This window comes from Salmonella sp. SAL04214, assembly GCF_046550615.1.
GTDB classification, from domain to species: Bacteria; Pseudomonadota; Gammaproteobacteria; order Enterobacterales; family Enterobacteriaceae; genus Salmonella; species Salmonella enterica.
Genome location: NZ_JBGDXT010000003.1, coordinates 105082 through 117324 on the forward strand (window position 1 = coordinate 105082; position 12243 = coordinate 117324).

At 51.2% G+C, this 12243-nt stretch carries 12 protein-coding genes and 1 pseudogene; 1 reads left to right on the forward strand and 12 read right to left on the reverse strand.

The features are described 5' to 3' along the window. Positions 1–3 precede the first annotated feature (3 nt). From appC to pth, 12 genes and pseudogenes are all read right to left on the reverse strand, one after another. Positions 4–1548 (reverse strand): cytochrome bd-II oxidase subunit 1, encoded by a 1545-nt coding sequence (appC, locus tag ACLJQD_RS06280; RefSeq protein WP_017441980.1) that lies wholly within the window; start codon positions 1546–1548, stop codon positions 4–6. Between the two features lie 74 nt (positions 1549–1622). After that, on the reverse strand, positions 1623–2471 hold the full coding sequence (locus ACLJQD_RS06285; protein WP_001604952.1) for a hydrogenase expression/formation protein: 849 nt from the start codon (positions 2469–2471) through the stop codon (positions 1623–1625). Next, positions 2468–2872, reverse strand: coding sequence for a hydrogenase-1 operon protein HyaE (gene hyaE / locus ACLJQD_RS06290; RefSeq protein ID WP_001262570.1), 405 nt, complete (start codon positions 2870–2872; stop codon positions 2468–2470). The genes ACLJQD_RS06285 and hyaE overlap by 4 nt, the downstream gene beginning before the upstream one ends. Continuing rightward, complete coding sequence (gene hyaD / locus ACLJQD_RS06295; protein ID WP_017441981.1) at positions 2862–3458, reverse strand: hydrogenase 1 maturation protease; 597 nt, start codon at positions 3456–3458, stop codon at positions 2862–2864. The genes hyaE and hyaD overlap by 11 nt, the downstream gene beginning before the upstream one ends. Continuing rightward, positions 3455–4186, reverse strand: a complete 732-nt coding sequence (gene hyaC, locus ACLJQD_RS06300) for a Ni/Fe-hydrogenase b-type cytochrome subunit (protein ID WP_000147031.1) — start codon at positions 4184–4186, stop codon at positions 3455–3457. The genes hyaD and hyaC overlap by 4 nt, the downstream gene beginning before the upstream one ends. 18 nt (positions 4187–4204) lie before the next feature. Beyond that, positions 4205–5998, reverse strand: a complete 1794-nt coding sequence (gene hyaB / locus ACLJQD_RS06305) for a Ni/Fe-hydrogenase large subunit (protein WP_000070982.1) — start codon at positions 5996–5998, stop codon at positions 4205–4207. After that, on the reverse strand, positions 5995–7113 hold the full coding sequence (hyaA, locus tag ACLJQD_RS06310) for a hydrogenase 1 small subunit (RefSeq protein WP_001058311.1): 1119 nt from the start codon (positions 7111–7113) through the stop codon (positions 5995–5997). The genes hyaB and hyaA overlap by 4 nt, the downstream gene beginning before the upstream one ends. Before the next feature lie 348 nt (positions 7114–7461). Then, positions 7462–7533 (reverse strand): annotated as a pseudogene (locus ACLJQD_RS06315) (hypothetical protein); the annotation flags it as partial. 494 nt (positions 7534–8027) lie between these two features. Further along, entirely contained in the window at positions 8028–8483 is a 456-nt protein-coding gene (locus ACLJQD_RS06320) for a hypothetical protein (protein ID WP_017441982.1), read from the reverse strand. Between the two features lie 38 nt (positions 8484–8521). Beyond that, positions 8522–9142 (reverse strand): hypothetical protein, encoded by a 621-nt coding sequence (locus tag ACLJQD_RS06325; protein ID WP_024149296.1) that lies wholly within the window; start codon positions 9140–9142, stop codon positions 8522–8524. 749 nt (positions 9143–9891) lie between these two features. Then, positions 9892–10983, reverse strand: coding sequence for a redox-regulated ATPase YchF (ychF, locus tag ACLJQD_RS06330; RefSeq protein ID WP_000505850.1), 1092 nt, complete (start codon positions 10981–10983; stop codon positions 9892–9894). 116 nt (positions 10984–11099) lie between these two features. After that, positions 11100–11684, reverse strand: a complete 585-nt coding sequence (gene pth / locus ACLJQD_RS06335) for an aminoacyl-tRNA hydrolase (RefSeq protein WP_000985595.1) — start codon at positions 11682–11684, stop codon at positions 11100–11102. Positions 11685–11959: 275 nt separating this feature from the next. Here pth and ychH point away from each other — a divergent pair, with 275 nt between their 5' ends. Continuing rightward, the gene (gene ychH, locus ACLJQD_RS06340) at positions 11960–12238 is read left to right on the forward strand and encodes a stress-induced protein YchH (RefSeq protein ID WP_000823878.1); all 279 of its coding nucleotides are present in this window, start codon (positions 11960–11962) and stop codon (positions 12236–12238) included. Positions 12239–12243: the final 5 nt, after the last annotated feature.

Sequence of the window (12243 nt, forward strand, 5' to 3'; positions counted from 1 at the left end):
CCTTTATCCCTGTTGTTGCGCCTGTTGTTGATGCTGCATGGCGCTTGGCCCAAGACGCGCGTACTTCTGCATCAGATAGACTTCCGCGATTAAAAACAGGGTGTAAAGTCCGAGGATAAGTCCCATTGAGAAGGCCAACTGGCCCGGCGTCAGCGCGGAGTGAGCGTACCAGGTCGGCAGAATGTCCTGAATCGCCCAGGGCTGACGGCCAAACTCCGTCATAAACCAACCGGCTTCAATGGCAATCCACGGTAACGGCAGGCTCCAGAGCGTCATACGCAATACCCAGCGGTGCTGGTCGATACGCATTCGCAGCGTCTGTATCAACGCAATCAACATCACCACTAACAGCAGCGAACCGCAGCCGACCATAATACGGAAACTCCAGAACACCGGCGCCACCTGAGGAATAGCGCCACGCTGGGCCGCACGATACTGCTCCGGCGTCACATGGTTCATATCCGGGGCATATTTCGCCAGCAGAATGCCGTACCCCAGATCGCCCTCAACGGCGTGAAACGCATTCAGTACCTGCGGCGAGCGATTGCCTTGCGCTATCTCCTGCATGAGTAGCCAGGCCTCCCGGCCACGCTTCAGGCGCGGCAGAGTGTCGTCCATCAGGTTTTTTAACCCCGGAACCGGCGTATCCAGCGAATGGGTGGCCAGAATACCCAGCAGAGCGGGGATCTTCACGGCAAACGCATTACGCTCCTGTTCCTGCTGCGGCCAGGCAATCAGATGAAACGGCGCGGGCGCGGGTTCGGTTTGCCATTCGCCTTCCATCGCCGCCAGTTTCACCGGCTGAATTTGGGCGACCTCGTAGGCCGAACTGTCCCCCAGTTGCAGGGTTCCCAGAATGGCCAGGGTGCCGAATACTGAGCCGATAGCAAACGAGCGCAAGGCCACTTCACGCTCGCGGCCACGTAGCAGATACCAGGCGCTGATGGACATAATAAACATGGCGCCGGTGACATAACCGGACATGACGGTATGGACGAATTTCACCTGGCTCACCGGGTTAAAGACCAGATCGCTGAAGCTGCTCATTTCCATCCGTAATGTATCGATGTTGAAATGAGCGCCGGTAGGATGCTGCATCCAGCCATTGGCATTCAGAATCCATAATGCTGAAATATTGGAGCCGAAGGCCACCAGCCAGGTGACCAGCAGGTGTTGGTATTTATTCAGCCGCTGCCAGCCGAAAAAGAACAGGCCGACAAAAGTGGATTCGAGAAAGAAGGCCAGTAACGCTTCCATCGCCAGCGGCGCGCCGAAAATATCGCCCACATAGTTTGAATAGAGCGACCAGTTAGTCCCGAACTGAAACTCCATGGTCAGGCCGGTAGCCACACCGAGAGCAAAATTGATCCCGAAGAGCTTGCCCCAGAAACGCGTCATATCGCGGTAGGCGGTTTTCCCCGTCACCACATAGATCGTCTCCATGACGGCCAGCAAAAAAATCAGTCCAAGCGTAAGAGGAACAAATAAAAAGTGATACAGCGCGGTCAGCGCAAACTGCCAGCGCGATAAGTCAATGACATCCCACATGCTAACTCCTGTAGGCAGAAAGAGAGTAAAAAGCTAATCAGTACCGGATACCGGTTACGTTCCTGTTGAGAGCGTTAGCGCGTCTCCAGCCATCGGCAGACTTCATCCAGGCGCTGGCGCGAATCGGCCAGATCTTCCGGGGCCGCCAGTACCAGCTCCGGCAAAGGACAAATCTCATAGCTATCGAGCAACGGCCCTTTAAGGGCGTCCAGACAGCGCACATGCCAGAGATGGCGCAATGCTGTAGCGTTGATTTGGCTTTCGCCATACCCGGAGATGCGAATCTGGATGTTCCCGTGTCCGCATAAACGCGCCAGAAAAAGACGATCGGCCTCGCTGAGCGGCAGTTGGGTCAAATTGATGCTGTGAGGTTGCAACGCCGGATCGCGTACGTGCGCCAATAACTCATGGGCCAGCGGCAGTCCATTCATCAGGCCAGCGACAGGCGGAGGCAGCAGAGAGTCGTCAGGCAGCGTATCGGCAGTCGCCGCTTGCCACAATGTCAGGGGCGCGCTACCCGCTTCCAGACGATCCGTCAGCAGACGTCGGTTATGCAGATGGCGTACCCGCCACAGGCCGCAGAAGATGGTCTCCTGGATCTCGCTTTCACTCCCGTCCGGATGCTGAATGCGTACCGAGACTTCTCCTTCGCCCAATAGCGTATTGAGGAATGAGAGATCATCGGCATTCAGGGGAGATAACTCCCATCCCAGCACGTCGCCGACTTCCGGAATGCGCCGGGCAAGCTGACCTCGCAGATCGGTCAACAATGCCATCACCGCCGGGCTGTGAGCGCAGTGCTCCAGCGCCGCCATACTTGGGTCGCCATTGACCTGACAGGTGAGCGGTAAGGGATTCATCGAGAAACTGGCGTCATCAGGCTGCGTACCTGGCCCCAGCAGATGAAAAAAGGCGTTGCTCATTGTGCTGTCTCCTGCGCTGCGGGAGTGTCAACCATCGAACGCATCAGCGTGAGCAGTTCAGCCCAGGGATGAATGCCGCTGAGCGCGCCGCGTAACTCGCCGTCTGTAAAAACCAACGTCGCCGGAAACCGACGAACATTAAAGCGATCGCCGATAGCTTCGCTTTGTTCAAGGTCGGCCACCGCCACCTGCCAGTCAAACTGCGGGAACTCACGCAGGAGTTCGGCAATCATCACCGGGTTATCGCTGACTTCCGGCGTACGCCGCGGATCGCTACTTAACAGGATGACGCCATCTCCAACCAGTTTGATCCAGTCGTCTACCGTGGAAGCCTCTACCGGTTGCCATCCCCGGGTTAACAGGCGTTGCCATAGCGCAGAGAACGGGGTGTCATTCGCCACTTCTTTTGCCCTCCAGACGTGTCTGATACTGACGTATGCGCACTCCCTCATAATTTTCCATCGACAGGCATTTATAGTTCAGGCAGCGTGCGACCTCGTTTGCCTGCGGTACGATCCCCCAGGCGGCCAGTTGCTCCAGGGCGGCCTGTTCCGCCGCCGGTAGCTGGCTGCGAGCTATTTCGCTCAGGCTACCGCCGTAGTCGTCCAGTAGCGCCGGTTGCAGGCCGACCAGCGCAATGTGACAGGGCAGATGCCCGCGGATGTCGGCCAGCGCCAGAACTTCGGAAAAACTGTTTTGATGCAGGCTCATTTTTTTGGCGCTGAGATACGCGGGGATTTTCTCGCCGGCATAGGTTCGCAGGCTGCCCGGCGCCAGGCCGTAATCGATCGCGTCAAGGAGCAGGAGATGGCTGGCTTGCTCAACATAACCTAACAGGTTTAGCCCTTGCGTACCGCCGTCCACAATTTCTACCTCTTCAGGCCAGTGATATCGGGCATACAAACGCTCCGCGACCCGGATACCGAATCCTTCATCGGCCCACAGCAGGTTTCCTAACCCCATCACCACTATGCGTTGCGCATTCATGAGGGCTCCTTGTCGTGCGGTTTGGGGAATTTATGGCTGCGATAGCCATTGATCATGGTGGAGATCACCGTATCGTCGGACATAATGTCTTCCCGGATAGCGAGGTAAACGTGCCCGACGATGAAGGCGGCGATCAGCCACATGCCCAGTCGGTGCCAGCTGTGAATATCGATGGAGTTGCCGCCGGTCCAGTAGAAAAATTCAACCACATAGCGGAACGGCGCAAAGATCGCGTACTGGCTATGCTCGCCAAACAGAGCGAAACCGGTGAGGATCATAAATACCGATAACAGGAAATAGCCGAACATCGCGGCCTGTGCGACAGGGTTATGTCCGATGTCGCTCCCCGGTTTTTTCTCCAGAAACAGATACCAGCGGACCACGGAGAAAGCGCCTTGCCACCAACTGCGACGCCAGACCGGGACGATAAACAGCTCTCGCGAATAGCGGTTGCCGACACAGGCCCAATAAATCCGCCCCAGCAGTAACACAGTAAAGATCATCGCGGCGGCAAAGTGGATCAGCCGGATATAGCCCATATAAAACAGATAGGTCGCCTCGCCACTCACCGACGGCAGCGGTCGGCCAATGAAGTAGCCTGTTACCATCAGTACCAACATGCAGGCCACCGTTAGCCAGTGCCACAGGCGTACCGGCGCTTCAAACACATAGTGGCTGACGGCAGTATCACGCGCCTCCCCGACGCGTGGAGATAGCTTTCCAGTCATCGTTCTTTTCCTTAACGCTTAGCGTACCTGGACGGCAATCAGTTCGCTGCCGTCGTCGCCGAGCACGTGGGTTGAACAGGCGAGGCAGGGGTCGAAGCTGTGCAGCGTCCTCAGGATTTCTAACGGTTGGTCGGGAATCGCCATTTGTGTTCCCATCAATGCCGCTTCATAGGCGCCGATCTGTTTTTTAGGATCGCGCGGGCTGGCGTTCCAGGTGGTGGGGACCACGCACTGATAGAGTTCAATCTTCTGATCGCGTATTGACGCCCAGTGTCCCAACGCTCCGCGAGGCGCTTCGGTAAAACCGATGCCGCGGCAGTGCTGCGGCCAACTGGCCGGTTCCCATTTCTCGGTATTGGCGGTGGCCAGGTCGCCGTTTTTCAGGTTGGTCATAAGCCTGTCGAAAAAATACTGCAGCTTACCGACGGCCCATTGCGCTTCGTGCGCGCGGCATAAAATACGGCCAAGCGTAGACTGGATACCGGAGAGCGGCAGTTTAAGGGCGGACATCATGCGATCTACCGACTCTATGGTGGCGGCATCCCCTTTGTGGTACGCGATAAGCGTTCGGGCAAGTGGGCCGACTTCCATGGCATGACCCCGCCAGCGCGGCGCTTTAATCCAGGAGTAACGTTCCTGCTCGTTGAGCTGCTGGATATGCGTATCGCTGCCTTTGACATCACCCGGGTTGTACCAGGGATCGGTAATGCCGTCAAAAGGATGACGACCCAGCCGATCGTCCGGATAGCGGTACCAGGCGTGATCCACAAACTCCTGTATCTGCTGCGGATCGGCCAAATCTACCGGCATGACATTTTTAAAATCGCCATTGACCACCGCGCCGCCCGGCATTAACAGGCTTTGCTGGCTGAAGTCGTTGGCAATGTCCGGAAATGCGCCGTAGCTCAGCACGCATTTATCCGACAGACCGGTGCCAATTTGACTCCATGCTTTATTGAACTGGCCGATAGCCAGCGCGTCCGGAACCATCACGTTGTTAATGAAGTCGGCGGTGCGGGTGATGATCGACTGCACCAGGTTGAGGCGCTCCATATTGATAGCCCCAACCGCGCCGCTTTGATCGAGATTGATCGCGCACGGCATTCCGCCGACGATCCAGTTAGGATGGGGGTTCTTACCGCCAAATATGGTATGGATTTTGACGATCTCGCGCTGGAAGTCGAGGGCTTCAAGATAGTGGGCAAACCCCATCAGATTAGCCTCTGGCGACAGTTTGTACTGTGGATGTCCCCAATAGCCGTTACGGAATATCCCAAGCTGGCCGCCATCGACAAATTTCTTTAATCGATTTTGTACGTCAAAGAAGTAGCCCGGCGATGACATCGGCCAGGCGGAAAGGCTTTGCGCCAACTGCGAGGTGGCGCGCGGATCGGCTTTCAGCGCATTCAGAACATCAATCCAGTCCATACCGGCTAACTGATAAAAATGGACCAGATGATCGTGACACCACAACGTAGCCAGCATGATGTTACGTATAATATTGGCGTTATCCGGCACCTGGATACCAATCGCATCTTCGATAGCGTACACCGATGCCAGAGCATGTACCCCGGTACATACACCACAAATACGTTCAACAAACGCCCAGGCGTCACGCGGGTCACGGCCTTGCAGAATGATCTCCAGCCCGCGGAACATTGTGCCGCAGGAAACGGCATTGGTAATGACGTTTTGCTCATCAATGTTCACTTCGCAGCGCATATGCCCTTCGATGCGGGTAATCGGGTCCACGATCAGACGACGGCCGGCGTCGTTAACGGTATAACCCTGGGTTTGATACTGGTTACTCATGCCTGTTTATCCTCATTGTCCGGCTGTTGTTCGGCTTGCGCTAACTGTTGTTTGTGGCGTTTACGTTGGTTGAGCGCGCTGGCGATAGCGTGACCGCCAACGCCCGCCGCGACCACGCCCAGCGCGGTCAGCCCCACCGTATCGGCGGTTGAATGGGTACCCATCTGGGGAATATCCACCACGCGGCTATAAAACGAGCCGCGATCCCAGAAACCATTTTCTGAGCATCCCAGACATCCGTGACCGGACTGGATAGGAAAGGAGACGCCGTCATTCCAGCGTGTGGAGGAGCAGGCGTTATAGGTGGTTGGCCCTTTACAGCCCATCTTGTACAGGCAGTATCCCTTGCGGGCGGCGTCATCATCCCAGCTCTCGACAAATTCACCGGCGTCAAAATGGGCGCGGCGGTAGCATTTATCGTGGATACGCTGACCGTAGAACATCAGTGGACGGCCCATGCGATCGAGTTCCGGCAGACGATCAAACGTCACCATATAGGTGATAATGGCGCTCATGACATCCGGGATTGGCGGACATCCAGGGACTTTCACGATCGGCTTGTCGGTGATCACTTTATCGATAGGCGTTGCCTGGGTTGGATTGGGGCGGGCGGCCTGGACGCAACCCCAGGAAGCGCAGTTTCCCCAGGCAATAATAGCGCTGGCGCCCGCGGCGGCTTTCTTCAGTTTTTCAATAAACGGGCGGCCGCCGCTGATACAGAACATTCCTTGCTCTCCTAGCGGCGGATTGCCTTCCACCGCCAGAATGTATTTCCCGGCGTAGCGAGTGGTAATATCGTCAAAGACTTCTTCGGCCTGTGCGCCGGCGGCGGCCATCAGGGTGTCGTCATAATCGAGGGAAATCAGCGAGAGGATCACATCTTTGGCTAGCGGGTGCGAGGAACGGATAAAGGATTCGGTACAGCAGGTGCATTCCAGTCCATGAATCCAGACCACCGGAATCCGCGGTTTATTCTCCAGCGCCCAGGCGATCTTTGGCGTCATTCCGGCGCCCAGTCCCAGCGATGTGGCGGCAAGGCTACAGAATTTGAGAAAGCTGCGTCGGGTCACTCCCTTACGACGCATGGCTTGATAAAAGGTCTCCTCGTTATTCATAACGCGTATTTTTTCTCCTTTTTGCACCACGCTCCGCCAGGGGCATAAGGCGCTTTTGCGGGTCCGTTGACGTTCCGCCAGCAAGGTAAATCATTGTGTTACGCGCGAGCGCGGAAACGAGCCCGATTCACTTTGCACCGGCGTATACCGCCAGAAATAATGTGAAAAAAGCGTATCGGATTAACGATAAGAAACAATGTGAAGTGTGTGGGTATGGCTTATAGCGGTATATTTATACCCATTATCGGTTTTTCGGCGAAAGGGCCGTGGCGGGGAAGGACGGTTGAGCTTGTTCCAGGATGAGGTTTTCAGCGAGTGACCCTGGCCTAATATCAGAGCCAGGCTTAAGAGTTTGCGGGTATGTTGCGTGATCACGATGCAGTCACGCATCCCCCGGATCTTGACGGGCGTAAAGTCAATAAACCTGGCCTGTTGTCAGTTTTACGTTCTTCGTGGTGTGCTCTGACGATAATGTAGTCCACCGACCATATAAATTCTCCTCGCTCACCGCCTGGCCCGATCTCTGACGAAAACTCTGAATCTTCGATGTTTCCAATTGTGAATTTCTACACCAGTCTTTAAGTATCAATGCATTGTACCTGGTGTGCTGCTATAACTGTGTAAGAGGGATTGACGCTTAGAGCCTATCCCATTAGGGCTATTTTACTTGCCATTTTGGACCTGGGCAGTGCTCGCCAAAACGCGTTAGCGTTTTGAACGCCGCTAGCGGCGGCCCGAAGGGCGAGCGTAGCGAGTCAAACCTCACGTACTACGTGTACGCTCCGGTTTTTGCGCGCTGTCCGTGTCCAAACTGGCTGCGCCAATAACGCCTGGTGGGATAGGCTCTTAGTGTTAATGTACACCAAAGGTCGATGTGTTTACCGCACTTGTGGCTTGGTATGCAGTATGTATAATTATTGTGTGAATATTTTCATAAATTGATTTGTCTCTTCTTTGGCCTTTTCTATTGATTTATATTTATATATTTTTGATTGGTATGTGTATTTTTCTAACGCAGGTAAGTATTTAGAGACGTCGTTACCTTTTTTGAAATCTATAGGCATATGAATACTCGCATATAATATATTTATCCTCTGCGATGGCGTTAGCTCAGAATAATTTATACCTTGTTCATAATAAGAAAGCATCACATCATTGCAGATCCTGTCTTTATACGACTGTCCTATGTATGCGATGATAAGTCCATATATAAGTAGCAATCCAAAAGAGACACCTGCTTTGTGGCTATGAAGGAAATTATATTGTAGCCCCACAAAAAAAAGCACTTTTCTGATTAAAACAAGGATGAATGGTAAGGAAAATAAAAAACAACCGAAGTACATAATCACTTCGCCTGAATTCTGAAACATTTTATACCTTCCTGATAAATAATGGGTTAATTATCTGGTTAATATTCGTTGCCTATTATTTCTTTTATAAAAATAGACGATTCATTGAAATTTTTTTTGAAGCTGGAGTAATTGCTAAGTGTTTTCGGTATGCAAAAGATGACTCGCCCATTTTTTACTATGGCATAATATCTTGGATACATTAGCGCTTCTTCTTTTGTGTTTGGAACACCGTCATAGTCTATTTTTTCATCAATAGAGTCAAGTTGGCTAAATAAAAAGACTCTTTTCCTTAGCAACGTATTATGAACAATAGCATTTTCATATATATCAAGTGACATTGTAAGACTCAATGCAGCAAATGAAAGTAATGCAATGATAGAAATTGTTAATATTGCTAATGACAAGCCTTCCAGACAATATAAAACAAGACAAAAGAGTGGGATTGCAGGGAGGTAAGTGACCAACGGGTAAAAACGATCGATTTTTAAATGTGATATGATATTCTGAGGAGATGTGACATGGTCCTGAACGCCCTTGTTAAAGATAATGCTGTAAAGCGTCAAACTATTGTCAATTTTATTTATTGCTTTAGCTTTTATTCTTTGTGTGAATATAAAAAACGTTATCAAAAAGGCAATAAATAAGAAAATGATTAAATTAGAAATAAAACTATCCACGGCATCATCCTGTATATCTACCGAAATTTCTATGGTCACTATTCTACTATTATTAATGAATGTCAATATAAATTTGATGATGGTGCGTCCAGCCGGTTGGATTTGATCTAAAATAAAAATTTCGGTATTTCTCTATAGTCACAGAGCAAACAGAGTTGATTCTTTGTTAAAAAATCATCTCAATATTTTAATATGAATTCCTTCACGCGATTCTGGAGTATTACAGTCTACGATTTTAATGATTTTTTATTCATTCATTATGCGTATTAAATTAATGGCAGTGCAATCGCAAATTATATTTAGTTTCAGAATTGCAAAATGATTATAATTTTGTAGTTCATGCAGTTGGCCTAAGATCCTCGGTGGTGAGTGTAGGGGGAGCGCCTGAACAAGATCTGAGGCTATGTACGATACTGTGATATGAGTTAACCCAAACAGGCTATACGGTATCTATACCTTTCTAAAAAGCTTTTAGTTGGTATAGAGTCTAAACCTTAGACGAAACAACATTCACACTATGGCCCTGGCAGTGCGTATCGGTGAGCATAACGGGGCCTTGTTTATTTATTATACCGTTCTTGTACTTACTTAAAATGAAGATGGAAGAATGTTGTACTCATTTTTGACAGCGTTGTTACGAGATGAGTTGAGACATTGTGAAATGAAAAATCCACGCCATTGCGTGGATTTTATAGGGTTTTACCATTGTCATGAGATTCAGCAAAACCTCATGAGACAACAAATGTTATTTAGACGTTGAACAGGAAGTTCATTATATCGCCATCTTTAACGATGTAATCTTTGCCTTCCGCTCGCATCTTACCGGCTTCTTTCGCGCCTTGTTCACCTTTATAGGTAATAAAGTCGTCAAAGGCGATAGTTTGGGCGCGGATAAAGCCTTTTTCGAAGTCGGTATGGATTTTACCTGCTGCTTGCGGCGCGGTTGCGCCAACTGGAATGGTCCATGCGCGAACTTCTTTCACCCCGGCGGTGAAGTAGGTCTGGAGGTTCAGCAGGCGATAACCCGCGCGAATAACGCGGTTCAGCCCCGGCTCTTCCAGACCCAGTTCAGCCATAAATTCGTCGCGCTCGTCATCATCCAGCTCAGCAATATCAGCTTCGACGGCGGCACACACCGGAACCACGACCGAACCTTCTTTGGCGGCGATTTCGCGAACCTGGTCCAGATACGGGTTATTTTCAAAACCGTCTTCATTGACGTTAGCGATATACATCGTCGGCTTCAGCGTCAGGAAGCTTAAATAACGGATAGCCGCTTTATCTTCGTCCGTCAGGTCCAGCGAACGCAGCATCCCCGCTTCGGCCAGGTGCGGCAGGCATTTTTCCAGTGCGGCCAGTTCCGCTTTGGCGTCTTTATCGCCGCCTTTGGCTTTCTTCTGTACGCGATGGATAGCGCGCTCGCAGGTATCGAGGTCAGCCAGCGCCAGTTCGGTATTGATAACATCAATATCTTCTGCCGGATTTACTTTACCCGCCACGTGGATGATATTGTCGTTCTCAAAGCAGCGAACCACGTGACCGATAGCTTCGGTTTCACGGATATTGGTCAGGAACTGGTTACCCAACCCTTCGCCTTTGGATGCGCCTTTTACCAGACCGGCGATATCCACGAACTCCATCGTGGTTGGTAGAATGCGTTGCGGTTTAACAATCTCAGCCAACTGGTCCAGACGCGGATCGGGCATCGGAACGACACCGGTATTCGGTTCGATAGTGCAGAACGGAAAGTTTGCCGCTTCAATACCGGCTTTTGTCAGCGCGTTGAACAGGGTGGATTTCCCGACGTTGGGCAGACCGACGATACCGCATTTGAATCCCATGATTTAACTCACCTTAATATCTTAATAATCAACCTGTTATAGAAAACAGATTGCAGAAATGGAAATAACTTCGCCTATTATACACGGCGTGCGGCAAAAATGCCGCACATCACTGGTTATTGCGCCTTAAAGGTATGCAAACGGCTTGTTGCTTTGGCCAGACCCTCTTTGAACCACAATTCCGTACAGCGTGCCGCTTCGTCAATGGCCTCATCAATTAATTTTTGTTCAGAAACAGGGGGTTTACCCAGCACGAAACCAACAACTTTATTTTTATCGCCTGGATGACCAATTCCAACGCGTAAGCGGTGAAAGTTGGGATTATTGCCCAGCTTGCTGATGATGTCTTTCAGGCCATTGTGGCCGCCGTGGCCGCCGCCAAGTTTAAATTTCGCCACGCCCGGAGGGAGATCCAGCTCGTCGTGAGCGACCAGAATTTCGTCCGGCTGAATACGGTAAAAACTGGCCATTGCGCCAACTGCTTTACCACTGAGGTTCATGAACGTGGTGGGTACCAGCAGGCGAACATCTTCCCCTTCCAGCGTGATGCGTGAGGTATAACCAAAGAATTTAGGCTCTTCACGCAACGGCGCGCGCAGGCGCTCCGCCAGTAAATCGACGTACCATGCGCCTGCATTGTGTCGCGTCGCGGCATATTCCGCGCCGGGATTCGCCAGACCAACAATCAATTTAATTGCCACGTTTTTTGTCCTGAGTAGATCCATAACTGGCGCGTAGTTTACTGTCTGTCTGCCCGCTTGACAAAACACAGCGACACTCTGAAGTAAATTAAATAATTGCCAGCATTGATTATTAAAAATGTCAACTGTTCAGAGTGTTATTTGTAAAGTTTTGTTAAATGAAACTTTACATTTGTGATCGCACCCGCACTTACAAATGGAAGTGTTGTCTATACTTTACACATAAAGTTTAGGGGGATTTCCTAAAAACAACCCAAAAGTTCCGGAGGTGACATATGAAACGCAAAAACGCTTCGTTATTCGGTAACGTGCTGATGGGGTTGGGGCTGGTCGTGATGGTTGTCGGCGTGGGTTACTCTATTTTAAACCAACTGCCGCAGTTTAATTTGCCGCAATTTTTTGCGCATGGCGCAATACTGAGCATTTTTGTCGGGGCAGTTCTTTGGCTGGCAGGGGCTCGTGTAGGGGGGCATGAGCAGGTGAGCGACAAATATTGGTGGGTACGTCACTATGACAAACGTTGCCGCCGTAACGACAATCGTCGTCATAGCTAACCGGT

Excerpts from the sequence above, each read along its gene's own strand:
- appC (WP_017441980.1), bottom strand. The coding sequence starts at position 1,548 with ATGTGGGATGTCATTGACTTATCGCGCTGGCAGTTTGCGCTGACCGCG.
- ACLJQD_RS06285 (WP_001604952.1), bottom strand. The coding sequence starts at position 2,471 with ATGAGCAACGCCTTTTTTCATCTGCTGGGGCCAGGTACGCAGCCTGAT.
- hyaD (WP_017441981.1), bottom strand. The coding sequence starts at position 3,458 with ATGAATGCGCAACGCATAGTGGTGATGGGGTTAGGAAACCTGCTGTGG.
- hyaC (WP_000147031.1), bottom strand. The coding sequence starts at position 4,186 with ATGACTGGAAAGCTATCTCCACGCGTCGGGGAGGCGCGTGATACTGCC.
- hyaB (WP_000070982.1), bottom strand. The coding sequence starts at position 5,998 with ATGAGTAACCAGTATCAAACCCAGGGTTATACCGTTAACGACGCCGGC.
- hyaA (WP_001058311.1), bottom strand. The coding sequence starts at position 7,113 with ATGAATAACGAGGAGACCTTTTATCAAGCCATGCGTCGTAAGGGAGTG.
- ACLJQD_RS06320 (WP_017441982.1), bottom strand. The coding sequence starts at position 8,483 with ATGTTTCAGAATTCAGGCGAAGTGATTATGTACTTCGGTTGTTTTTTA.
- ychF (WP_000505850.1), bottom strand. The coding sequence starts at position 10,983 with ATGGGATTCAAATGCGGTATCGTCGGTCTGCCCAACGTCGGGAAATCC.
- ychH (WP_000823878.1), top strand. The coding sequence starts at position 11,960 with ATGAAACGCAAAAACGCTTCGTTATTCGGTAACGTGCTGATGGGGTTG.